General features: G+C 71.0%; 18 protein-coding genes. 7 read left to right on the top strand and 11 right to left on the bottom strand.

Annotated features, from left to right (window positions below):
- Positions 1–95: 95 nt before the first annotated feature.
- The 3 genes from OG875_RS14115 to OG875_RS14105 form a co-directional block, all read right to left on the bottom strand.
- Positions 96–1,241: an FG-GAP repeat domain-containing protein gene (locus OG875_RS14115; protein ID WP_443079113.1), complete on the bottom strand. Its 1,146-nt coding sequence runs from the start codon at positions 1,239–1,241 to the stop codon at positions 96–98.
- A 214-nt stretch (positions 1,242–1,455) separates the two neighbouring features.
- Positions 1,456–3,747, bottom strand: coding sequence for a (Fe-S)-binding protein (locus OG875_RS14110; protein WP_330174580.1), 2,292 nt, complete (start codon positions 3,745–3,747; stop codon positions 1,456–1,458).
- A gap of 165 nt (positions 3,748–3,912) precedes the next feature.
- Positions 3,913–4,773: a sugar transferase gene (locus tag OG875_RS14105; protein ID WP_330174579.1), complete on the bottom strand. Its 861-nt coding sequence runs from the start codon at positions 4,771–4,773 to the stop codon at positions 3,913–3,915.
- 255 nt (positions 4,774–5,028) lie between these two features.
- Here OG875_RS14105 and dnaK point away from each other — a divergent pair, with 255 nt between their 5' ends.
- The 4 genes from dnaK to OG875_RS14085 all read left to right on the top strand — a co-directional run bounded on the left by dnaK (position 5,029) and on the right by OG875_RS14085 (position 9,323).
- Positions 5,029–6,882: a molecular chaperone DnaK gene (dnaK, locus tag OG875_RS14100; RefSeq protein WP_330174578.1), complete on the top strand. Its 1,854-nt coding sequence runs from the start codon at positions 5,029–5,031 to the stop codon at positions 6,880–6,882.
- Entirely contained in the window at positions 6,879–7,559 is a 681-nt protein-coding gene (grpE, locus tag OG875_RS14095; protein ID WP_330174577.1) for a nucleotide exchange factor GrpE, read from the top strand. Before dnaK ends, grpE begins: the two co-directional genes overlap by 4 nt.
- Positions 7,560–7,636: 77 nt before the next feature.
- Positions 7,637–8,842, top strand: a complete 1,206-nt coding sequence (dnaJ, locus tag OG875_RS14090) for a molecular chaperone DnaJ (protein ID WP_330174576.1) — start codon at positions 7,637–7,639, stop codon at positions 8,840–8,842.
- Positions 8,843–8,846: 4 nt separating this feature from the next.
- A complete protein-coding gene (locus OG875_RS14085) occupies positions 8,847–9,323 on the top strand; it encodes a heat shock protein transcriptional repressor HspR (protein WP_330174575.1) in 477 nt (158 codons plus the stop codon).
- A gap of 128 nt (positions 9,324–9,451) precedes the next feature.
- Here OG875_RS14085 and OG875_RS14080 read toward each other — a convergent pair whose 3' ends face one another.
- Together OG875_RS14080 and OG875_RS14075 are read right to left on the bottom strand one after the other, a co-directional pair.
- Positions 9,452–10,429, bottom strand: a complete 978-nt coding sequence (locus OG875_RS14080; RefSeq protein ID WP_330174574.1) for a helix-turn-helix transcriptional regulator — start codon at positions 10,427–10,429, stop codon at positions 9,452–9,454.
- Positions 10,430–10,683: 254 nt separating this feature from the next.
- Positions 10,684–11,667: a helix-turn-helix transcriptional regulator gene (locus OG875_RS14075; RefSeq protein ID WP_330174573.1), complete on the bottom strand. Its 984-nt coding sequence runs from the start codon at positions 11,665–11,667 to the stop codon at positions 10,684–10,686.
- Positions 11,668–11,960: 293 nt separating this feature from the next.
- Here OG875_RS14075 and OG875_RS14070 point away from each other — a divergent pair, with 293 nt between their 5' ends.
- Entirely contained in the window at positions 11,961–12,281 is a 321-nt protein-coding gene (locus OG875_RS14070) for a hypothetical protein (protein WP_023539836.1), read from the top strand.
- Positions 12,282–12,544: 263 nt separating this feature from the next.
- On the opposite strand, the gene OG875_RS14065 is transcribed toward OG875_RS14070, so the two are convergent.
- Positions 12,545–12,949 carry a pyridoxamine 5'-phosphate oxidase family protein gene (locus OG875_RS14065; protein WP_330174572.1) on the bottom strand — a complete coding sequence of 135 codons (405 nt, stop codon included), beginning with the start codon at positions 12,947–12,949 and terminating at the stop codon, positions 12,545–12,547.
- 361 nt (positions 12,950–13,310) lie between these two features.
- On the opposite strand from OG875_RS14065, the gene clpB reads away from it, so the two are divergent.
- Positions 13,311–15,968, top strand: coding sequence for an ATP-dependent chaperone ClpB (clpB, locus tag OG875_RS14060; protein WP_330174571.1), 2,658 nt, complete (start codon positions 13,311–13,313; stop codon positions 15,966–15,968).
- Positions 15,969–16,164: 196 nt separating this feature from the next.
- Positions 16,165–16,710 carry a YbjN domain-containing protein gene (locus OG875_RS14055; RefSeq protein ID WP_330174570.1) on the top strand — a complete coding sequence of 182 codons (546 nt, stop codon included), beginning with the start codon at positions 16,165–16,167 and terminating at the stop codon, positions 16,708–16,710.
- Positions 16,711–17,154: 444 nt separating this feature from the next.
- Here the strand turns inward: OG875_RS14055 and OG875_RS14050 are convergent, their stop codons facing one another.
- From OG875_RS14050 to OG875_RS14030, 5 genes are all read right to left on the bottom strand, one after another.
- Entirely contained in the window at positions 17,155–17,694 is a 540-nt protein-coding gene (locus tag OG875_RS14050) for a Pycsar system effector family protein (protein ID WP_330174569.1), read from the bottom strand.
- A 120-nt stretch (positions 17,695–17,814) separates the two neighbouring features.
- Positions 17,815–19,272 (bottom strand): DUF4407 domain-containing protein, encoded by a 1,458-nt coding sequence (locus tag OG875_RS14045; RefSeq protein WP_330174568.1) that lies wholly within the window; start codon positions 19,270–19,272, stop codon positions 17,815–17,817.
- Positions 19,265–20,332, bottom strand: coding sequence for a hypothetical protein (locus OG875_RS14040; protein ID WP_330174567.1), 1,068 nt, complete (start codon positions 20,330–20,332; stop codon positions 19,265–19,267). The genes OG875_RS14045 and OG875_RS14040 overlap by 8 nt, the downstream gene beginning before the upstream one ends.
- A complete protein-coding gene (locus tag OG875_RS14035; RefSeq protein WP_330174566.1) occupies positions 20,329–22,614 on the bottom strand; it encodes a hypothetical protein in 2,286 nt (761 codons plus the stop codon). The genes OG875_RS14040 and OG875_RS14035 overlap by 4 nt, the downstream gene beginning before the upstream one ends.
- Complete coding sequence (locus tag OG875_RS14030) at positions 22,607–23,368, bottom strand: hypothetical protein (RefSeq protein WP_330174565.1); 762 nt, start codon at positions 23,366–23,368, stop codon at positions 22,607–22,609. Before OG875_RS14030 ends, OG875_RS14035 begins: the two co-directional genes overlap by 8 nt.
- Positions 23,369–23,412 lie beyond the last annotated feature (44 nt).

Genomic DNA, 23,412 nt, shown 5'->3' with positions numbered 1-23,412 from the left:
CCGAGCTGTGACATCCCTTAAGGGGTCCCCGGGGGGCTTGCCGCACCACGAGTGGGGGGCTGACGACACCTGTCCCGTGGGCCTCGGCCGTCACGCTACTTGAGGAAGATCGACGTGCTGAAGCTGATCACCGGGCGCTCCGCCGGCTTGCCGTCCTTCCCCGCCGGGTGGAGCGCGACGAGATCGCGTTCCTCGGCCTGGTGGGTGCGGGTCACGATGTCCGGGCGCTTGTCGCCCGTCAGGTCCGACGACTCCAGCAGGTCCGTGGTGGGGGTGCCGTCCGCGCCCGGCAGTGTCGGCGCGGGCGGGAGCGCGACGGCCTTGAAGGTGTATGTGCCGCCCGGCTCGCCGGGTCCCCGCGGGCCGCCCAGCAGGAGTTTGCCCTTGGCTTTCTGACCGGGTGCGTGGGTGCGGGGGGCGTGGACGAGGTCGTCGTAGCCGTCGCCGTCGGTGTCGGCCTTGGTGGGGGCGTACAGGACGGGGCCGCCGCCCGGCAGGGGGGCCGCGGCGGCGTCGGGCGCGCCCGCGCGCGTGAAGGGGCCACTGAGGTGGCTGACCCGCCCCTCGGTGGCGCTGACGGCGAGGTCGGTTTCGCCGTCCCCGTCGAAGTCGCCGCACACCGGGTGGTCGGGCCAGTCGTCGCCGTACCGCGCCTTCTCGGGGATCTTCAGGACGACGGCCTTGCCCTTGATGCCCTCGGGGCCGCCGAAGAGGAGCTGGAGCGGGACGGGCGGGCGGCCGACGCCGTCGTACGGAGGGTCGGTGCTGACGACCAGGTCGGAGAAACCGTCCCCGTCCAGGTCGCAGGCGGCCACCGCGTCGAAGGCGGCCGGGAGGACGCCGTCGGTGGCGGCGCCGTTGGCGGTGGGGCTGAGGGTCTGGCGTACGGCGGGGTCGATCCCGCGCGGTGAGCCGGAGCCGTACACGATGCCGATGCCCGCGTCGTCGCCCTGGATGGCGTCGGGTGCCTTGACCAGGTCGTTCAGGACGAGGTCGCGGTGTCCGTCGCCGTTGAAGTCGGACGGGACCTCGCTGCCGTCGCCGCGCGGGACGGGCCGCTTCGGTACGGAGGCGCCGCCGGAGCGGGGCGCCGTGTCACCGTTCTTGGCGCCGCCGTCCGGCCGCCCGCCGTCGCTGTCGGAGCCGCCGCAACCGGTCAGCAGCAGGGCCAGCGCCGTACAGAGGCCGGCGCCGGTCAGTGCCGCCGTCGTCGCGCCGTAGCCGCCGGTGCGTATGCGCACGACCCCCACCCACCCATTTCTTCCGACTCGTCGCACATGGCACTCGCCGCCACATGGTGCTTCAGATGATGCTCCAGTTCGCGCGTCGCGGTAAGGAAACAGACCGATCGCGATCACGGCCCGATCGTCCCAGGAGGCGCCCGCCGGGACCGGCAAGGGAAAGGCCGGACCCGCCCCCGAGGCAGGTCCGGCCGCGCCCTCTTCAGGAGGCGGGCTACGCCGCCGGCTCCGGTTCCGGTTCGGCCGCGGGCTCCGGGGAGTCCTCGGGGCCGGAGGGCGTACGTACGGAGTCCAGCAGCAGTTGCGCCACGTCCACGACCTGGAGCGACTCCTTCGCCTTCCCCTCGTTCTTCTTGCCGTTCACCGAGTCGGTGAGCATGACCAGGCAGAACGGGCAGGCCGTCGACACGATGTCCGGGTTCAGCGAAAGGGCCTCGTCCACGCGCTCGTTGTTGACGCGCTTGCCGATCCGCTCCTCCATCCACATCCGCGCGCCGCCCGCGCCGCAGCAGAAGCCGCGTTCCTTGTGGCGGTGCATCTCCTCGTTACGGAGGCCGGGCACCTTCGCGATGATCTCGCGCGGCGGTGTGTAGATCTTGTTGTGCCGGCCCAGGTAGCAGGGGTCGTGATAGGTGATCAGCCCCTCGACCGGGGTGACCGGCACCAGCTTCCCCTCGTCGATCAGGTGCTGGAGGAGCTGTGTGTGGTGGATGACCTCGTACTCGCCGCCGAGTTGGGGGTACTCGTTGGCGATCGTGTTGAAGCAGTGCGGGCAGGTCGCGACGATCTTCTTCGAGGACTTCGGCTTCCTCGTGTCCGGGTCGGAGCCCGTGGCGGAGCCACTGTCGTCAAGCGTCTCGCCGAAGGCCATGTTCAGCATCGCCACGTTCTCCTGGCCGAGCTGCTGGAACAGCGGCTCGTTGCCGAGGCGGCGGGCCGAGTCGCCGGTGCACTTCTCGTCGCCGCCCATGATCGCGAACTTCACACCCGCGATGTGCAGCAGTTCCGCGAATGCCTTGGTGGTCTTCTTCGCGCGGTCCTCGAGAGAGCCCGCGCAGCCCACCCAGTACAGGTAGTCGACCTCGGAGAGGTCCTCGACGTCCCGGCCGACGACCGGCACCTCGAACGCGACCTCCTTGGTCCACTCCAGGCGCTGCTTCTTCTGGAGGCCCCAGGGATTGCCCTTCTTCTCCAGGTTCTTGAGCATCGTCCCGGCCTCGGACGGGAACGCGCTCTCGATCATGACCTGGTAGCGGCGCATGTCGACGATGTGGTCGATGTGCTCGATGTCGACGGGGCACTGCTCGACGCACGCGCCGCACGTGGTGCAGGACCACAGGACGTCCGGGTCGATGACGCCGTTCTCGGCCAGCGTCCCGATCAGCGGGCGTTCGGCCTCCGCGAGGGCGGCGGCGGGCACGTCCTTCAGCGCCTCCGCGGACGCCTTCTCCTCGCCCTCGGGCGTCTTGCCGCCACCGGCCAGCAGATAGGGCGCCTTGGCGTGCGCGTGGTCGCGCAGCGACATGATCAGGAGCTTGGGCGACAGGGGCTTGCCGGTGTTCCACGCGGGGCACTGCGACTGGCAGCGCCCGCACTCGGTGCAGGTGGAGAAGTCGAGGATGCCCTTCCAGGAGAAGTGCTCGATCTGCGAGACGCCGAAGACGTCGTCGTCGCCCGGGTCCTCGAAGTCGATCTCCTCGCCGCCCGACACCATCGGCCGCAGCGCGCCCAGGGCCGTACCGCCGTCGGACTCGCGCTTGAACCAGATGTTCGGGAACGCGAGGAAGCGGTGCCAGGCCACGCCCATGGTCGTGTTGAGGCCGAGGGTGATGGCCCAGACCATGGTCACACCGAGCTTGATCATGGCGGTGAGGTAGACGAGGTTCTGGAGGGTGCCGAGGCTGAGCCCGTCGAAGGCCGCGACCAGGGGGTACGAGACCCAGTACGCCGCCTCGTAGCCGTCGACGTGGTGCAGGGCGCCCTCCAGGCCGCGCAGGACCAGGATCGCGACGCCGATGGTGAGGATCACGTACTCGACGAAGAACGCCTGCCAGGCCGTGGAACCCGCGAAGCGCGACTTGCGGCCGGCCCGCGAGGGCAGGTTCAGCAGCCGGATCGCCATCAGTACGAGGATGCCGGCGGTCGTGGCGAGCGCGATGAACTCGATGTAGATCTCGTACGGCAGGAACGTGCCGATGCCCGGGATGATCCAGTCGGCCCGGAACAGCTGGCCGTACGCGTTGACGATCGTCAGACCGAGCGTCAGGAAGCCGATGGCGACGAACCAGTGCGCGAAGCCGACGACGCCCCAGCGGTTCATCCGCGTGTGGCCGAGGAACTCCCTGGCCAGGGTGATCGTGCGCGCCCGGGGGTCGTCGGTGCGGCTGCCGGCGGGCACGGGTGCGCCGAGCTTCACGTACCGGTAGATCTGCGCGACGGCTCGGGCGATGAGCGCGACGCCGACCACGGTCAGCACCAGCGACACGATGATCGCGGTGAGTTGCATGGGGGGCTCCTCGGGCCTGCGAGGGTGGGATGAGCGGCACCCCGGCAGTGGCGGCCACCGCCTCCTTAAGAGGTGCTGCTGCTAAGTCTCTGAAAAGTGGTGCTACTGAGCGGTAAGAGTTGCTACTAAGCGGTAACTTAATCGGTTTGTGCTGAGGATACCCAGTTATCCCGCCGCACTGTAACCGCGCGGCCCGTGATCTGTGTCGCTGAGGTGACCCTGGGCGGGGATCCGGGGCGCGGCGGCGTGCGTACGGTGCGGGGCTCCCGTCGCGCACGGCGTACGGAGCAGGATCGCCAGGTCCAGGCCGATCCAGTGGTGCTCCACGTAGTGCTGGTCGAGCAGCGCGGGCTCGTCCCAGGGCCAGGGGGAGTGGCGGCGCAGCTGGGCGAGGCCGGTGAGGCCCGGCCGTACGGACTGCCGCCAGGGCGCGGCGGCCCCCGGGTCGCCGGGGGCGAGCGGGGCCGGGCCGACGAGCGACAGGTCGCCCCGTACGACGTGGGGCAGGCGCGACAGCAGGTCGAGCCGGTGGCGGCGGGTGGCGAGCGAACGGACCCTGAGGGCGCGACCGTTGAGGCCGACGCGGGGCTCGCGGGTGAAGGCGCGGCCGGGGTGCCGCGGGGACAGCGCGAGGGCGAGCGCGACGGCGGTGAGCAGGGGCGCGGTCAGGGCGAGCAGGAGCGAACCGAGCGTCAGGTCCAGCAGGCGCTTGGGGTCGAGGAGATCGAGAAGGTGATCGGCGACGCGGGTGAGGGCGCGGCTGAGGGCGCGGTGGGCGCGGCCACGCGCGTGTGCCGCGCGGCGGAGGGCCGACCGGCGGACGGCGCCGAGTGCGCGACCGGCGCGGCCCGTACGACCGGCGTCGCCCGAGCGGGCCGCGTCGCCCGCGCGGTCCGCCGGGCCGGTGCGGCTCCGGCTTCGGCTCCGGCTTCGCGTGTGGCCCTGGCTCCGGGCGCGGGTGTTGCTGTCACGCCTCGTGAGGACCCTGCGCCGTGTAAGGGCCCCCCGGCTCGGACGCGGAACCATGCGCTACCCCCGACCGTTGTGGGTCACTGTGTACGGCATCATGACTTTTGCGATTCAGCTGCCGGACGATCGTGTCTCAGTACGGAGGCGAAGTTCCGAAGGCGCGCGGACCTGCGGTAACCGCAGGCGTTCCGGATAAGGCACCCGAATCGGACAGCACGATAGTTGAGCCTGTCCGACTCAGGTCTGTTGACGCGTGAGGATCAGTCGTGCATGCTTGAGCCTGTTCCACTCAAGTCAGCTGGAGGAATCGAAATGGCACGTGCGGTCGGCATCGACCTGGGCACGACTAACTCCGTCGTCAGCGTTCTCGAAGGCGGCGAGCCCACCGTCATCACCAACGCCGAGGGCGCCAGGACCACGCCGTCCGTCGTCGCCTTCGCCAAGAACGGCGAGGTGCTCGTCGGCGAGGTCGCCAAGCGCCAGGCAGTCACGAACGTCGACAGGACCATCCGGTCGGTCAAGCGCCACATGGGCACCGACTGGAAGATCAACCTCGACGGCAAGGACTTCAACCCGCAGCAGATCTCCGCGTTCGTCCTTCAGAAGCTGAAGCGCGACGCCGAGTCCTACCTGGGTGAGAAGGTCACGGACGCGGTCATCACCGTCCCGGCCTACTTCAACGACTCCGAGCGCCAGGCCACCAAGGAGGCCGGCGAGATCGCGGGTCTCAACGTCCTGCGCATCGTCAACGAGCCGACCGCCGCCGCGCTGGCGTACGGCCTCGACAAGGACGACCAGACGATCCTCGTCTTCGACCTCGGCGGCGGCACCTTCGACGTGTCGCTCCTGGAGATCGGTGACGGCGTCGTCGAGGTGAAGGCCACCAACGGTGACAACCACCTCGGTGGTGACGACTGGGACCAGCGCGTCGTCGACCACCTGGTGAAGCAGTTCGCCAACGGCCACGGCGTGGACCTCTCCAAGGACAAGATGGCTCTCCAGCGTCTCCGCGAGGCCGCGGAGAAGGCGAAGATCGAGCTGTCGTCCTCCACCGAGACCACGATCAACCTGCCGTACATCACGGCGTCCGCCGAAGGCCCGCTGCACCTGGACGAGAAGCTCACGCGCTCGCAGTTCCAGCAGCTGACGGCCGACCTGCTGGAGCGCTGCAAGACCCCGTTCCACAACGTCATCAAGGACGCCGGCATCGCGCTGTCCGAGATCGACCACGTGGTCCTGGTCGGCGGCTCCACGCGTATGCCCGCCGTCGCCGAGATCGTCAAGGAGCTCACCGGCGGCCGTGACGCCAACAAGGGCGTCAACCCGGACGAGGTCGTGGCCATCGGTGCCGCGCTCCAGGCCGGTGTCCTCAAGGGCGAGGTCAAGGACGTCCTGCTGCTCGACGTCACCCCGCTGTCCCTCGGTATCGAGACCAAGGGCGGCATCATGACCAAGCTGATCGAGCGCAACACGACGATCCCGACGAAGCGCTCCGAGATCTTCACGACGGCCGAGGACAACCAGCCGTCGGTGCAGATCCAGGTCTACCAGGGCGAGCGCGAGATCGCGGCGTACAACAAGAAGCTCGGCATGTTCGAGCTGACCGGTCTGCCGCCCGCCCCGCGCGGTGTGCCGCAGATCGAGGTCGCCTTCGACATCGACGCCAACGGCATCATGCACGTGGCCGCGAAGGACCTCGGCACCGGCAAGGAGCAGAAGATGACCGTCACCGGCGGCTCCTCGCTGCCGAAGGACGAGGTCAACCGGATGCGCGAAGAGGCCGAGAAGTACGCGGACGAGGACCACCGCCGCCGCGAGGCCGCCGAGACCCGCAACCAGGCCGAACAGCTCGTCTACCAGACCGAGAAGTTCCTCCAGGACAACGAGGACAAGGTCCCCGGCGACGTCAAGACCGAGGTGGAGACGTCCATCGCCGAGCTGAAGGAGAAGCTCAAGGGCGAGGACACCACCGAGATCCGCACGGCCACCGAGAAGGTCGCCGCGGTCTCGCAGAAGCTCGGCCAGGCCATGTACGCGAACACCCAGGGCGACGGCGCCACCGACGCGCCCGGCACCGAGCAGGCCGGCCCGGCCGGCGGCGCGGACGACGTCGTGGACGCCGAGATCGTGGACGACGAGAAGCCCAAGAAGGACGGTGCCGCGTGACGGAGGAGACTCCGGGCTTCGAGGAGAAGCCCGACGTCCCTTCCGGCGCCACCCCCGAAGACGCCGCGCCGAAGGCCGCCGAGCCGGACTCCGCCAAGGAGCCGGGCCCGGCGGCCCCCCCGGCCGGGGACGTACAGCAGGACGCCACACAGACCGCCCTGATCGCACAGCTGGACCAGGTCCGTACGGCGCTCGGTGAGCGCACGGCCGACCTCCAGCGGCTTCAGGCCGAGTACCAGAACTACCGCCGCCGGGTCGAGCGGGACCGCATCACGGTCAAGGAGATCGCCATCGCGAACCTCCTGACCGAGCTGCTGCCCGTGCTGGACGACATCGGGCGCGCCCGGGAGCACGCCGAGCTCGTGGGCGGGTTCAAGTCGGTGGCGGAGTCGCTGGAGACGGTGGCCTCCAAGATGGGCCTCCAGCAGTTCGGCAAGGAGGGCGAGCCCTTCGACCCGACCATCCACGAGGCGCTGATGCACAGCTACGCGCCGGATGTCACCGAGGACACGTGCGTCGCGATCCTCCAGCCTGGGTACCGGTTCGGCGAGCGGACCATCAGGCCCGCGCGCGTCGCCGTGGCGGAGCCCCAGCCGGGGGTCCAGCCCGGGGAGAAGGCGAAGACCGCCGACGAGCCGGACACGGACGAGGAGAACGGTGGCCCGGACGAGGGCTGACGTGCCGGGGCCCACGGGTCCCGGTGGCGGCACGGACGGGCAGTACGCATGACGGGCAGTGAGGAGGGACGTCGGGAATGAGTACCAAGGACTTCGTGGAGAAGGACTACTACAAGGTTCTCGGCGTCCCCAAGGACGCCACCGAGGCCGAGATCAAGAAGGCGTACCGGAAGCTCGCCCGCGAGTTCCACCCGGACGCCAACAAGGGCGACGTCAAGGCCGAGGAGCGCTTCAAGGAGATCTCCGAGGCGAACGACATCCTCGGTGACCCCAAGCGGCGCAAGGAGTACGACGAGGCCCGCTCGCTCTTCGGCAACGGGGGCGGCTTCCGGGCCGGCCCCGGCGCCGGCGGCGGGTCCTTCAACTTCGACCTGGGGGACCTCTTCGGAGGCGGCCCCCAGGGCGGCGGGCCGCAGGGCCAGGGCCAGGGCGGCGCGGGCGGCTTCGGCGGCGGACTCGGGGACGTGTTCGGCGGCCTCTTCAACAGAGGCGGGCCCGGCACCGGCACGCGGACGCAGCCGCGCCGGGGCCAGGACATCGAGTCCGAGGTGACGCTCAGCTTCACCGAGGCGGTCGACGGGGCCACGGTCCCGCTCCGGATGTCCAGCCAGGCCCCCTGCAAGGCGTGTTCGGGCACCGGCGACAAGAACGGCTCACCGAGGGTCTGCCCGACCTGTGTCGGCACCGGTCAGGTGTCGCGCGGCTCGGGCGGCGGCTTCTCGCTGACCGACCCCTGCGTGGACTGCAAGGGCCGTGGGCTGATCGCCCAGGACCCGTGCGACGTCTGCAAGGGCAGCGGCCGTGCCCGGTCCTCGCGGACCATGCAGGTCCGCATCCCGGCGGGCGTCAGCGACGGCCAGCGGATCCGGCTGCGCGGCAAGGGCGCGCCGGGCGAGCGCGGCGGTCCCGGGGGCGATCTGTACGTGGTGGTCCACGTCGGCTCGCACCCGGTCTTCGGCCGCAAGGACGACAACCTCACCGTCACGGTGCCGGTCACCTTCGTGGAGGCGGCGCTCGGCGGCGAGGTGAAGGTCCCGACGCTGGGCGGTCCGCCGGTCACCCTGAAACTGCCCGCGGGCACCCCCAACGGACGTACGATGCGCGCCCGGGGGAAGGGTGCCGTACGCAAGGACGGCAGTCGCGGCGATCTCCTCGTCACCGTCGAGGTGGTCGTTCCCAAGGAACTCGGTGCCGAGGCTCGTGACGCGCTGGAGTCCTACCGGAAGGCGACCGCGGGGGAGAACCCGCGGGACGAGCTGTTCCAGGCAGCGAAGGGAGCGTGACTCCATGGACGGGGTCGGGCGGCGTCGACCGCAGTCATCGTTCAACCGGGCCTTCGAACTGACCGACGAGTCGCCGGTGTACGTCATCTCGGTGGCGGCTCAGCTGTCGGGGCTGCATCCGCAGACCCTGCGTCAGTACGACCGGTTGGGTCTGGTCTCGCCGGACCGGACGGCGGGCCGCGGCAGGCGTTACTCGGCACGCGACATCGAACTGCTGCGCCAGGTGCAGCAGTTGTCGCAGGACGAGGGTATCAATCTGGCCGGCATCAAGCGGATCATCGAACTGGAGAACCAGGTCGCCGCGCTCCAGGCCCGCGTGGCGGAACTCGGCGCGGCGGTGGACGGCGCGGCGGCGGCGATGCGCCAGCGCGAGGCCCAGGTCCACGCGTCGTACCGGCGGGACCTGGTGCCGTACCAGGACGTGCAGCAGACCAGCGCGCTGGTGGTGTGGCGCCCGAAGCCGAAGCTGTCGTCCGACTAGGGACTGTCCGGCGGATCTTCGGGGATCGGCCGGCACGAGCCGGCGACTGAGCTGTTCGGGTCCGTCGTCCGTCGGGAACTCCCGGTGGGCGGCGGGCCTTTCGCGTGCCCCGGCCGCCGTCGGCGTCCTCAGGGGGTTCCGGGAGGCTGGGGCGGCTGGGGGTCGGCCAGGCCCGACCGGGCCAGCAGGGCGCCCAGATGGGTGCGCGTGGAGGCGTTGAGGGCCTGCATCAGCTTGGCGATGTGGGAGCGGCAGGTACGGACGCTGATGCCCATCCGGCGGGCCACCACCTCGTCGCTGGTGCCCTCGACGAGGAGCCGGGCGATGCCGCGCTGGACCTGGGTGACCGGGGCCCGCGGCGCGGGCGCCGTGAGCTGTTCCGTCAGCGGGGTGCCCTGCGCCCACAGCACGTCGTAGACCTGGACGAGATAGGTCACCAGACCGGGGTGCCGGATCTCCAGAGCCGTCGTCCGGTCGGGGTCGGCGGGGATGAGCGCCACCTCACGGTCGATGATGATCAGCCGCTCGACGGTCTGCTCGACGGTGCGCACCTCCAGCCGGTCGGCCGGCACCCGCGTCAGATACTCCTTGAGGTGCGGGCTGTAGCGCGCCGGGTGCTGGTAGACGTGGCGCAGCCGCGCGCCCCGCTCGATGGCCGCCAGGGAGTTCCTGAGGCCCTGTTCCATGGCTTCCTTCGTACGGTTGCCGCCGGGCTGCGCCGTGAGGATCTCCGACGTCGCGGCGGCCGACGCCTCCCGGAGGGCCGACTTGATGCGGGGGACGCCTTCGAGGACCGTGATGGAGAGATTGGGGTCGGCGCTCGGCACGGCCGCCAGTGGTGCCAGGGAGTCGGCCAGCAGGGTCGTGAGCCGTACGCGTTCGTGGATCTCCCGTGTGATGGGCAGCAGCAGATGGGCCAGGGCGGCCGACGGGGGCACCGCGCGCAGCCACTGGGGATCGTCCGGGTCCGGACGCAGCAGCGCCATGTCCAGCAGGCAGGGCGCGGCGGTCAGCCGGTCGCGGCGGACACCACCCTCGCGCAGCGCCTCCGTGTAGAGGGGCACGGCCGCGTCGCACAGCTCCCGCTCGCTGTGCGGATGGGTCAACTTTGGTGCGGTTCCTGCCACTTGGGCACCCCCCTTTTTCTGCAGTGCAGGAAGATGGCGGTGGTGCGAGTCTAACTACCGGGGGACGCTTGCCGGTGGCTGGGAGTGGTCGACTCCCCGCGCACACCTCCCCGCGCACGCATCCCCGACGCGCCCGAGGGCCGCGGCCGTTCACCCCCCGGCGCGGCCACGCCCCTGTCCAGGGGCGTGGTGTCGTGCGCGGACCGGGCGGCGGACGGAACGGGGGTAACGGGTCAGTGGTCCTGGTCCAGGATTCCCGACTGGGCGATGAGATAGCCGAGTTGCGCCCGGCTGCCGCTTCCGAGCGTGGTGTTGAGCTTGGCGATGTGCGCCCGGCAGGTGCGTACGTTCATGCCGAGCCGGCGCGCGATGGCCTCGTCGACGTGGCCGTCGACCAGGAGTTTGGCGATGGACCGCTGGATGCTGGTGATGCCGTCCAGCTCGGGCGCGTAGGACAGTTGGTCGTCCCAGGGCGTCCCGTGGAGCCAGAACTGCTCGAAGACACCGACGAGATACTGCACCAGGCCCTCGTGGCGCAGCTCCAGGGCGATCTGGCGGTCGCTGCGGGCCGGGACCAGGGCGACCTTCCGGTCGATGATGATCAGCCGTTCGATGATCTCCTCAAGAGTCCGCACCTCGGCGCCGTAGGGCGCGACGTGTTCCACGAAGGCCAGCGTGGAGGGGTGGTGGCGGGCGGTGTGCTGGTAGAGCGTGCGCATCTTGACGCCGTTGTTGAGCAGCGGCGCCACCCGCTCCAGCCCCTTCTCCAGCGTGTCGGGCCTGCGCCCGCTGCCGGGCTGGACGGTCAGCAGTTCCTCGGTGCACTCGGCCGTGAGGCGGTCGAGCGTGGTGTTGATGAGGCTCAGTCCTTCGAGCACGGTGATGGCGTGCGTCGTGGAGGGGTCCAGAGCCGTGAGGCTCATGAACGGCTCGAAGGTGTCGGCCAGCGAGGTGGCTATCTGCCGGCGCTCCTGGATCTCACGCTCGATGGGGTGCGTGAGCTGGTTGAGCGCGATCGCCGGGGGCACCGGACGCAGCCACTGCGGATCGTCCGGGTCCGGGTGCAGCAGGGCCAGATCGAGCAGGCAGGGCGCGGCTTCCGCGTCCGACCGGGACAGCCGACCGGAGCGCAGAGCTGCCGCGTAAAGGTTTTTACCCGCTTCGCACAGTTCGCCGGGGCTGTGTCTGTGCCCGGAAGTAGCCTGATTTGACTGCATTTGTCACCCCCTCAGGGTCCTGAATTACAGGAACATGATGCCCGTGGTCGCTGGTGGTTGCGTGAACTGTGGGCCATCGTCTTAGACGCGGGGGGAGGGATAGTGATCAGAATGGGGTGGAGATCGTCCATGAAGAGGATGGTTCGCACACTTTGCGCACTTGCTGTTGCTGCGACTGCTTTCACGGTCGTCGCCGCCAACGGTGAACCCACTTGGGAGACCGAGCCGGCGCACTCTGTGCAGGCTGTACCGGGTGAGCCCACGTGGGAGAACCCGCCGGTGGACCTGGGCGCATGACTGTCCCGCCCGACGACAGGGTCTTTCGGCGCGAGATGGCTTCGGCCTACCGGTCCGGATGGCACTTCATCGATCTCGTCACGGCGATTCCTCATCGCGGCGACTCGCTGATGGTCACCCTGTTCGGCGAGCCCGTGGTCGTCGTCCGCGAGGAGGACGAGGACGTCCGTGCCTACCGGTGTCTGAGGAAGCCCCGGGGGGCGCCGCAGCCCGTACGCTGCGCGATTCGGTACGACATGATTTTCGTCAATCTTGACCAGCGTGACCACCAGCTGGTCGAACCACAGACCATTTCCGCCACCCCCCGCAGTGCCTGAGCGATTCCCCCGTCGTAGTAGATCGCTCGGGCGCTTCCCCCACACAGCGGCGCCATCGTGGACCTGAAACGCGATGGCGCCGCTGTGCTGCCCGCATACGGGCGCGGATCCCGGGCCCCCGGCTCGGCGCGGACCTCCCCGGCGGTGCCGTCCGCAGGCCGGCGCGGGCCCGCTCGCGTCGCCGGGCACGTTCCTGTGGGTGTTTCCGCGGGTGGCTCCGCGTACGGGCCCGCACCGGCTCGCGCCGGGCGGTGTGCCGGTTCTCATCCTCTGCCCAGTGCGCGGTCGACCGCGATCTCGACCACGACCCGGTCCGGGTTCGGCCTCGGCTCGCGCTCGTAGCGGGCCGCGTAACGGCCTACGGCGTCCGCGACCCGATCGGGGTCCGCGCTCACCGTCGCGACGCCCTCAAGAGTCGCCCAGCGCCGTCGGTGGACCTGGCAGACCGCGACCCGCGCCCCGGCCGGACCCGCCGCCAGGATGTGGGCCACCTTCATGGAGTCCTTGCCGGTGATGACACGTGCCAGCCGTGCCTCCGACTCGTACGTCACCCCCACGGGGACCACGTGCGGCGTGCCGTCGGGCCGGAGCGTGGTCAGTGTGCACAGGTGGCGCTCCCGCCAGAAGGCGAGATAGTCGGCGTCGGGATCGCGTACGTCTTGGGCCATGCCGGAAGAATAGGCGCGTAACGGCCTCCCGGGGCCCTGGTGGCGGGAGTTCGCCAGCGCCGCACGCCGGGCCGCTCGTCCATCCGCTTGTCCGGCTGTCGGTCGGGCCGCTCGTCCGGTGGTCCGGTCGTACGACAAAGCGCACGAGTCGTACGAGCCGTGCGTCGAAGCGCGCGGGCGGGCCCCACCGGCCGGCCGCTGGCCGGTGGGGCGGCCGGGGGCCCGAACGGCCCCACGGGCCGGATGTCGCGGTGTCGGAGCTGGCTCTCCCAGCCTTGAGTGGAATAGACTCAACTTTGCGTACGTTGGTTGGGTCAGGTCCCTGGTGGGCCGACCCTGCGCCGAGGAGGAGAGACCGGACGTGGACGCCGAGCTGACCAACAAGAGCAAGGCCGCGCTCAACGCCGCCACCGACCGCGCGGTGTCGGAGGGCCATGCCGACCTGACCCCCGCGCACCTGCTGCTCGCGCTGCTCGGGGGCGAGGACAACGAGAACATCACCGACCTGCTCGTCGCGGTCGACGCCGACCAGGCTGAGGTACGGTCCGGGGCGGAGCGGCTGCTCGCCGAGCTGCCCAGCGTGCGGGGCACCACCGTCGCACCGCCCCAGCCCGACCGGGCGCTGCTCGCCGTCATCGCCGACGGCGCGAAGCGCGCGAGGAAGCTGGGCGACGAGTACCTCTCGACCGAACACCTGCTCATCGGGATCGCGGCCGAGGGCGGCCGGACCGGGGAGATGCTGGACCGGCGGGGCGCCGGGGCGAAGAAGCTGCTGGCCGCGTTCGAGAAGGCAAGGGGAGGACGCCGGGTGAGCACACCCGACCCGGAGGGCCAGTACAAGGCCCTGGAGAAGTTCGGCACCGATTTCACGGCCGCCGCGCGCGAGGGCAAGCTGGACCCGGTCATCGGCCGCGACCAGGAGATCCGCCGTGTGGTGCAGGTGCTGTCGCGCCGTACGAAGAACAATCCCGTACTGATCGGCGAGCCCGGCGTCGGCAAGACCGCCGTCGTGGAAGGACTCGCGCAGCGCATCGTCAAGGGCGATGTGCCGGAGTCCCTGAAGAACAAGAAGCTGGTCTCCCTGGACCTGGGCGCCATGGTCGCGGGCGCCAAGTACCGCGGCGAGTTCGAGGAGCGGCTGAAGACCGTCCTGTCCGAGATCAAGGACAGCGACGGGCAGATCATCACCTTCATCGACGAACTGCACACCGTCGTGGGCGCGGGCGCCGGCGGCGACTCCGCCATGGACGCGGGCAACATGCTCAAACCGATGCTCGCGCGCGGCGAACTGCGCATGGTCGGCGCGACGACGCTGGACGAGTACCGCGAGCGCATCGAGAAGGACGCCGCGCTGGAACGGCGCTTCCAGCAGGTGCTGGTCGCCGAGCCGAACGTCGAGGACACGATCGCGATCCTGCGCGGCCTCAAGGGCCGTTACGAGGCCCACCACAAGGTGCAGATCGCCGACGCCGCCCTGGTGGCCGCCGCCGCGCTCTCGGACCGCTACATCACCTCGCGCTTCCTGCCGGACAAGGCCATCGACCTGGTGGACGAGGCCGCGTCCCGCCTCCGTATGGAGATCGACTCCTCGCCCGTCGAGATCGACGAGCTCCAGCGGGCCGTCGACCGCCTCCGTATGGAGGAGCTGGCGCTGAAGAACGAGTCCGACGCCGCGTCCCGGCAGCGGCTGGAGAAGCTGCGCCGCGACCTCGCCGACCGCGAGGAGGAACTGCGCGGACTCGACGCCCGCTGGCAGAAGGAGAAGCAGGGCCTCAACCGGGTCGGCGAGCTGAAGGAGAAGCTGGACGAGCTGCGCGGACAGGCGGAGCGCGCGCGGCGCGACCAGGACCTCGACACCGCGTCCAAGCTGCTGTACGGCGAGATCCCGGCCGTGGAGCAGGAGTTGGCGGCGGCGGCCGAGGCCGAGGAGGAAGCCTCCAAGGACACCATGGTCAAGGACGAGGTCGGCGAGGACGACATCGCCGACGTCGTCGGGTCGTGGACCGGCATCCCGGCGGGCCGGCTGCTGGAGGGCGAGACGCGCAAGCTCCTCCGTATGGAGGCCGAGCTGGGGCGCCGGCTGATCGGGCAGTCGGAGGCGGTGGAGGCCGTGTCGGACGCCGTACGGCGCAGCCGCGCGGGCATCGCGGACCCGGACCGGCCCACCGGCTCGTTCCTCTTCCTGGGCCCGACCGGTGTCGGCAAGACCGAACTGGCCAAGGCGCTGGCCGACTTCCTCTTCGACGACGAGCGGGCCATGGTCCGTATCGACATGAGCGAGTACGGCGAGAAGCACTCCGTCGCGCGCCTGGTGGGGGCCCCTCCCGGCTACGTCGGGTACGAGGAGGGCGGCCAGCTCACCGAGGCCGTACGCCGCAGGCCGTACAGCGTGGTCCTGCTGGACGAGGTCGAGAAGGCGCACCCGGAGGTCTTCGACGTCCTGCTCCAGGTGCTGGACGACGGGCGCCTCACCGACGGCCAGGGCCGGACGGTGGACTTCCGCAACACCATCCTGGTGCTCACGTCGAACCTCGGCAGTCAGTACCTGGTCGATCCGATTCCCTCGGCCGAGACGAAGAAGCAGCAGGTCCTGGAGGCCGTACGGGCGTCCTTCAAGCCGGAGTTCCTGAACCGGCTGGACGACCTCGTGGTGTTCTCCGCGCTCGCCAAGGACGAGCTGGCCCGGATCGCCGAGCTCCAGATCGGCTTCCTGGCCAAGCGGCTGGCGGACCGCCGGCTCACCCTGGACATCACCCCGGAGGCCCTGGCGTGGCTCGCCGAGGAGGGCAACGACCCGGCGTACGGCGCGCGCCCGCTGCGCCGGCTGATCCAGACGGCCATCGGCGACCGGCTGGCCAAGGAGATCCTGGCCGGTGAGGTCGTGGACGGCGACACCGTGCGGGTGGACCGCGCGGGGAACGGGCTGATCGTCGGCCCGGCGTCAGGCGGGCGGGAGCCGGAGGCCGGGGCGGGGGACGGGGCCGCGCCGGGAGCGCCTTCTTTGGAGAAGACGCCGTAACCGCCCGGCGCCCGCCGCCCACGCGGTCCCGGCGCCCCCGCGGTCCGGATGCCCGGTTGGTCCGGGCCGGGGCATACGCTCCCGGCGTCCGTGTGGTCCGGGGCCCGATTGCCGACGGGGTGCCGGGTTTCCGGCGGGGGATCGCGGCTAGGGTCGGTGTCAGACAACGGCATGCCATCCTCAGGAGAATCCAGCGATGACCATCGACCCGTCCTCGATTCCGAACTTCGGGGCCCAGCCCCAGCAGCAGGCTGCGGGAACGGCGGGCCCTGTCGTCCCCGACCAGGACCTGGTCAAGCAGCTCCTCGACCAGATGGAGCTGAAGTACGTGGTGGACGACGAGGGTGACCTCGCCGCCCCGTGGGAGGACTTCCGCACGTACTTCATGTTCCGCGGCGACGCCGACCAGCAGGTCTTCTCGGTGCGGACCTTCTACGACCGTCCGCACGCCCTTGAGGACAAGGCGAAGATCCTCGACGCGATCGACGACTGGAACCGCCGCACCCTGTGGCCCAAGGTCTACAGCCACACGCACGAGGAGGAGGGCGCCCCGACGACCGTCCGCCTCATCGGCGAGGCCCAGATGCTGATCGGCACCGGCGTCGCCCTGGAGCACTTCGTGTCGTCCACCGTCAGCTGGGTGCGCGCGTCGATCGAGTTCGACAAGTGGATCGTGGAGACCTTCGGCCTGACGCCGACGGAGGACAAGCCGGCCGAGCAGCCCCCGGCCGAGGACGCCTGACCCGGCCACCCGCAGCCGGTACAAGGCCGGCACGAGGGCCCGGCACGAGGGCCGCGATCCCGAGACGATCACGGCTCCCGGCCGGGCTTTCGCATGTACGCGCTCGGCCGGGCTCCGTGTGCACGCGCACGCCCGGCCCGGGGACGCCGCCACGACCCGGCCCGCCGGCGGACGCCCGTACGGCCCCGTGCGACCCCGCGTGCCGAGCAGCCCCCGGCCGAGGACGCCTGACCCGGCCACCCGCAGCCGGTACAAGGCCGGCACGAGGGCCCGGCACGAGGGCCGCGATCCCGAGACGATCACGGCTCCCGGCCGGGCTTTCGCATGTACGCGCTCGGCCGGGCTCCGTGTGCACGCGCACGCCCGGCCCGGGGACGCCGCCACGACCCGGCCCGCCGGCGGACGCCCGTACGGCCCCGTGCGACCCCGCGAGGTCCCGTGCGCCTACACCGACGCTCCCGTCACGATGCCCAGCAGCGTGAGCACGAGGAACGCCGTGCCCCACACCAGCGCGTGGCGTATGCAGCGGTACTTCGTCCAGGCGATCTGCGAGAGGACCGCCAGCTGGCTCAGGTTCCGGGACACGAGGTCGGTGCGGCGGACCGTGCGCTCCAGCTGCCCGGACGACAGCGCGAGCCTCGCGTCGCCGAAGTAGTGGGTACGGAGGTGGCGGGGGTTCCCGAGCCGCGGGGCCACGGCCAGACCCAGCAGGACGAGTGCCGGTACGCAGGCGGCGCAGCCCGACCAGAGGAGGACCTGCGGGACGACGGCGTACTGCCGCAGGTCGACGGCGCCGCCGCCGATCGCGCCGAGTACGGCGGTCAGGGCCGCGCCCAGGGACGCCAGCATGAGACCGGCCTTGTTGTCGGCCTTGGTGAGTTCCTCGCGGGCCTCGGACAGCAGGACGCGGGCGAGTTCCGCGCCGCGGTCGGCCGCGGTGTCGGCGGCCGGTCCTGTTGGGGCGTCGCCCCCGGTTGTGCTCATGTCTCCCCCTCCGTTGCGTCGATGACAGGCGGCCGCCCCGGGTGTCCGGGGCGGCCGTGGCACTGTTCTCCTGAGGCGGGCGGGCGGGCGGGCGGGCGGGTCGGCGGTCGGGCGGTCCGGTCAGACCGTCGACGTACGGCGGATTTCGTCCTCCAGCGCGTTCACCGCCTGCCGGACCCGGATGTTCATCTCCGCCTTGTGCTCGCGCAACTCGGCCTCCGACTCGGCGCGATGACGCCGGACGTCCTGGTCGACGGCGTCCTGGGCGAGCTCCAGTTCCGCCAGCACCCGGCGCTCGGTGATCCGGATCTCCTCGTCGTGGATCTTCACCGCGCTGTTGCTCGCACTGGTGAGCATCCGGTCGTACGCGGACTCGCCGCTCAGGTACTTCACCAGCACGGGAAGGATGTCGAGGAGCACGAACAGCAGCCGGACCAGCCAGATGCCCACGAACAGCACCGGGTTCCCGGTGGCGAGCCGGTCGAGTGCCAGCATCCGTTCCAGGACACCGATCTCCTGGTGCTTCACGCGCTCCTCGTCCAGCCGCTGTTCGATGCCGTCGGCCCGGGTCCGGAGGAAGTCCCCGCGCGACACGGTCTGTTCGGCCTCGATCTTCGAGATACGGCTGTCCATGCGGGCCAGCCGCTTCTCGTTCTCGTCGGTGTCGTGGATCGCCCGGTACTCCTGTGCCTTCTCACGCAGCCGCAGGCATTCGGACGTCCGTTGGAGCAATCCCGTGGCGGCCATGCGGATCATCCGGCGGCACTCGTCCCGTACCTCGGAGTCGAGCGCCTCCAGCCTGGTGGTGTCCCGGTCCACCCGCTTCCGCAGCTCGGTGGCGTCCGCGCGTACGGCGACCAGTTCCTCGGCCTGTTCGCCGGGCGACTTGCCGAAGGAGAGCACGTACGTTCTGCCACAGCCCTCCGGGGCGGCGGTCCGTGTCGTGGACGGCATGGGGTTGCAGCGGACCAGATCCGTGCGCAACTGGTCGATGTCGTCGGTCCGTTCGCCGGCGACGCGCTCCTCGATGGCTGTCTGGAAGATGCGCAGGACCAGGGGCTCGGCGATCACCGTGCCGAGCATCAGGGCGATCAGCAGCCGTGTGAGGAGGGGGCCGACCCGTCGCCGGGCGTTCGGCTGCGGAGTCACCAGCCAGCGGTCGAGGTTGAGCACGAACAGCATCCAGATGACCGTCGGGACCAGGGCCACGACGGAGACCCGGCCGAGCACCTCGCCCGCGAAGTTCCACATGGAGAACGCCGCGATGACGGAGGTGCCGAGCACCACTCCGCCGAGGGCCGTGTACTTGCTCCGCTCGTACCTGACCCTGGCCAGCAGCTCCTCGTCGACGCCGGTCAGGGTACGCAGCCGTCGTGCCGGGTCGAGGTCGAAGGAGCGGCGGGCGGTACGGGCGGGGGCCCCGTCCCCGGTGGCGCGGGTGGTCGTGGACGAGTCCCTCACGGTGCGGGCGGCGGCCCGGTGACGCCCGGTGTGCGCCGTGGTGTCGTGACCGGTGGCCCGGCCGTTCACCGTGCCGGGCGCCGGAGGCGTCACACGGTCCGTCAGGAAGTCAGTCAAGGAGATCGTCCTCGTCCCTGACGAAGCCGCCCCGGGGGTCCCGCGAGCCGTTCCGGCCCGTCTCCGTACGACCGGGTCGGGCCGGCCCCGGCCCGACCATCCGGGAACCGTCGGCGGCACTCACGCCCGGCGCGGACCTGCGGTCTTCCCGCAGCAGCTGTTCCAGGACCTGGTGGAGGTCGACGTAGTCGCTGCCGCCCATCTGCCGCAGCAGCGTCAGGACCGTGTCGCGCTGCATCTGCGCCTCGGCCGTCTCCCGCGCCTGCGCGTGGACCCGCTCCGACACCTCGGCCTCGTGCCTGCGGGCCGACGCCTTCTCGGTGTCGCGGTGGATGCGCGACGCCGCGTCGGTGACGCCGATCTCCTGCCGGGCGATCCCGAAGGCGTCCACGTGGTCCGATCCCCGCGCGAGGAGATCCGCTATCTGGAGGGCGTCCTGGGTCTCGAAGTCGCGCTGGCCCCGCTGGAGTTCCCACAAGCGTTGCTTGTCGCGCCGCTTCTGCTCATGGTCCCGCAGGTCGTCCGAGGCGTGGACCTCGGCGCTGACGAACTCCACGCTCATGCCCGCGACCCGGGGCGGCACGATCGCGCTGTAGGCGGTCATGCGGTGGCCGACCTGGGTCCGCACCGCGTTGACCTCCTCGACCCGGTGCCCGGCGCTCATCCTGGCCAGGTCGCCGTCGCCCATCAGGTAGGCGCGCAGCGGAACGGTGACGTCGATGACGCCCTGCCGGGCGATGACCGTCGGGTCGGTCACCTGGCAGGTGAAGGAGGCGCGTACCGAGAACCTGTCGGCCTCGCTGACGGAGGGGAGCGTCCGCTCCACCTCGACCAGACGCGCGCGGGTGTCGACGAGGCTGACCGAGGAGGCGTCGAGCACGTCGGGGTGGGACGGGTCGAACACCATGCCCTCGGGGAACAGGCGGTAGTTCCCGCCGACCCTGAGAACATAGACCGCGCCGGTCGGCAGCTGCGGCACGTCGTCGCGTCGGCGACGCCGGGACCACCAGGTGCCCTGGACGGTCGCCAGGATGTGTTCGGCGATGACCGGGTAGTTCACTTGCTTCGGCCTCCTTGAGGGGCGGTGAAGGGTGGGACGGACAGGAGGGACGCGGTGGAGCGCCGGGAGTCCCCCGGCGGCCGGCCGCGCAGCGATCCCAGGAGCACCCGCGCCAGTTGGCGGGCGCCGGGGATCGCGTAGTCGGGACGCTTCAGGGCGAGGGACAGGTGGCGGCGGAGCGCGGCCCACTGGAGCTCGCTCATGGCGCTCTGCATGGCGTCGCCGAGCCGGCTCACGGCGTCGGTGACGGACGGGTCGTCACGCAGCTGTACGAGCGTCCGGCACAGCGCGGCGACCGCGCGGCTCCGGTTGCCGCTGTGCAGGACGTCCACCCACAGGGACCCGAGGTGGCGGGCGCTGTCCGGGGCGGTACGCAGGAGCGCCGCCGTGACGGGTTCGGGCGTGTCCAGCCGGTCGGCCTCCAGGAGCTGGACGGCGGTCCGCAGGGCGATCGACCGCTCCCGTGATCCCGGCGCCGCGTCGGCGATCACGGTGCGTACGTGCCGGAGGGTGAACAGCGCCCGTTCCGGGTCCTGTTCCTCGGCGGCGGTCTGTAGAAGCAGGACCAGTGAACGGCGGGCCGAGAACGCGACGCGTTCCTGGCGCTGCGTCAGGAACCAGAGCCAGTTGAGTGTGTCCAGGCGGTAGAGCGAGGCCAGGCGGCCGGTGAGCGCCATGGCGGCCGTCACGGCCCGGCCGGGCCCGCTGTCGGCCGTCCAGCCCAGGGCGATGTGCATGGCCTGCGGCGCGAGATGCTCGACCCCGGACATGAACTGGAGCGTCAGAGCGGCGGTCACGCGCTGGCTGGTGAGCCCCTCGGACCACACCTTCAGCATGTTCTCGTCGACCTCGACGAGCGCGTGCCGGGCCAGGAGCGCGACCCCGCGGGCCACCTCCGTACGGGTGTCCAGGTCGCCCAGCAGGGCCAGTTCACCCAGCCACTGGCGCAGCGGGTACCAGAGCTCGTAGCCGTACAGCTCGTGCAGCTCCTCGATGACGAACTCGCGGACACGGGGTTCGGCGAAAACCAGGCGGCGCTCGCTGCGCCCGGAGTCGCGGCCCGGCTCGGGCCGGTGTTCCACGCGTACGAGCCCCTCCGCCCACTCCTTCCAGTGGGCCCGCGACTGCCGGGCCACCGCGCCGCGCACCGGTGTCCTTACCTGGTCGTCCGGTTCCTCGACCGGCGGCGTGCCACCGCTCAGCTCCCAGTCGCGCACCTCGGCGAAGAGGGAGGCGCACTCCTTCTCGAACGTCCGCTCCGGGATGCCCTCCAGAAACGCCAGGGCCGCGAGGGGGATCAGGCGGTCCGCGGCCGGCTGCTTGCCGAAGAACGCCCGGACCAGCTCCCGGCACCGGTCCCGCAGGGTTTCCAGCGCCTTCTCCGCGCCGTCCCGGGACAGGACCTCGGCCGCGGCCACGATGTCCGCCGGCCGCCGCTGCTCCCGGATCCGCTCCAGCAGCTCGCGCTCGGTGTCGGGCGGGAGGGCGGCGCCCGGCAGCGACTCCCGGCAGTGCTCGAACAGTTCCACGGGGTCCGGGGCCCGCCACTTCACGCAGTGGTCCCGCAGGGCCAGTCGGCGGTGGCTCGCGAGGCCGGCCGTGACCACCAGGTAGGAGCCCTTGCGGCGGAGTTCCTTGCTCAGCCGCTCGATCGCGTACGCCTGCACGGCCTCGACGTTCAGCTCGCCGACGTAGTCGCGGATGACGTACCCCTGGCCCGCCTTGAGGTCCCGCGACGAGGCCAGCTCGGCCAGGGAGTTGGCGGGCGACAGGCTGCGCAGCCTGGCCTTCGTGCCCAGGAACTCCCTGAGCAGGGCGAGGGATCCCACGCCCCGGCCGCAGTTGTCCTGGCCGGTCAGCACGACGAGGGAGTTGTCGCGCAGCTTGTCGAGCGCCTCGTCGAAACAGCGGCGCGGCGGGACGTAGAACCGCAGGGCGCGGTCCGCCTCCTCGGGTTCGACGGTGCCCGAGGCGAGACCGGGGGACGAGGCACCACCGAAGCCGAACGCCGCTCCGGAGGCGTCGACGACGCCGTAGAAGTTGTTGTAGTTGTTGTTGCTGACGAGCTGGTGGACGCGGCGCAGGTCGTCGTAACCCCGGTCGTCCTCGTCGTGTTCGTCCGGCTCCGGACGCCGGACCGGACCCGCGTCCGGCTCGAAGCCGTCCGCGCCGGCCTCCGGCGCGTTGTCCGCGTCGTCCGGCGCGGGGGGCGCGGGTTCTTCTTCGGGGGCGGGTACGGACGGTGCGGCCGGACCGTCGTTCGGGTCCGGTTCGTCAGTCACCGGCGCTCCCGAAGCCGAAGACGGCGCCCCGGGCGTCCATGGGCCCGGCGACGTTGGTGACGCTGATCCGGTCGGCGCGGTACTCGTTGCTGATCCCGGTCCCGCCGGCGCCGCCCGTGGCGGCCGGTCCGGGAGCGGCCCGCGCGGGTGCCCCCGGCGCCGGCTCCGCGAGACCGGCGGCTGCCGCGGTCCTCGGCCCGGACGGGGCCGTGCCCGGCGCGCCGGGGACCCGCAGCCAGGCCGTGGCCCCGTACTCCTTCACCCGGACCGTGACCCGGGTGAAGTCCTCGGGGGTCAGGGTCGTGTGACGGCCGACCACCGTGGAACGGAAGACGTCGTCGGACAGCAGCAGCGCCAGGTCGGCCTCGGGGTGCGCGGCGAGGGCGTCGTAGAGCGGGTCGGAGTTCAGCAGGCGCGCCGTGGCCACCACGGCCGTGCCGGCGAAACCGTTGTCGGCCAGCTCCACGAGTCCCTGGTGGATGACGGCCCGCAGCCGCATCCGGGCTCCGGGTACCCGACGGGCGTTGTACTCGCGCAACGCGGCGGCGAGATGGCGGACGTAGTCGTCGACCAGCCGCGGTTCGTTTCCGTCGACGGGTCGTACGGCGAGCTGTTCGTCGCCCTTGCGCTGGATCTGCCACTGCGCGCGGTCCAGACCGGCCCCGCGGGCGGCACGGTCGAGGAGCCGCGGCAGGTCGTGCTGGATTTCGGACTGCTCACGGTCGTTGTTGCTTCCGTAAGCCTGTGCGTCCACGGCTATGCAGGTACAGGGATAGAAATCAGGCCACGCAGCCACCC

Source organism: Streptomyces sp. NBC_01498 (assembly GCF_036327775.1).
Lineage (GTDB): Bacteria > Actinomycetota > Actinomycetes > Streptomycetales > Streptomycetaceae > Streptomyces.
This window is presented reverse-complemented; position numbering and strand designations above follow the sequence as displayed.

Coding starts and splice junctions, on each gene's coding strand:
- dnaK (WP_330174578.1), top strand. CDS start 5,029: ATGGCACGTGCGGTCGGCATCGACCTGGGCACGACTAACTCCGTCGTC.
- OG875_RS14070 (WP_023539836.1), top strand. CDS start 11,961: ATGACTGTCCCGCCCGACGACAGGGTCTTTCGGCGCGAGATGGCTTCG.
- OG875_RS14075 (WP_330174573.1), bottom strand. CDS start 11,667: ATGCAGTCAAATCAGGCTACTTCCGGGCACAGACACAGCCCCGGCGAA.
- OG875_RS14110 (WP_330174580.1), bottom strand. CDS start 3,747: ATGCAACTCACCGCGATCATCGTGTCGCTGGTGCTGACCGTGGTCGGC.
- OG875_RS14105 (WP_330174579.1), bottom strand. CDS start 4,773: ATGGTTCCGCGTCCGAGCCGGGGGGCCCTTACACGGCGCAGGGTCCTC.
- dnaJ (WP_330174576.1), top strand. CDS start 7,637: ATGAGTACCAAGGACTTCGTGGAGAAGGACTACTACAAGGTTCTCGGC.
- OG875_RS14085 (WP_330174575.1), top strand. CDS start 8,847: ATGGACGGGGTCGGGCGGCGTCGACCGCAGTCATCGTTCAACCGGGCC.
- OG875_RS14065 (WP_330174572.1), bottom strand. CDS start 12,949: ATGGCCCAAGACGTACGCGATCCCGACGCCGACTATCTCGCCTTCTGG.
- OG875_RS14050 (WP_330174569.1), bottom strand. CDS start 17,694: ATGAGCACAACCGGGGGCGACGCCCCAACAGGACCGGCCGCCGACACC.
- OG875_RS14055 (WP_330174570.1), top strand. CDS start 16,165: ATGACCATCGACCCGTCCTCGATTCCGAACTTCGGGGCCCAGCCCCAG.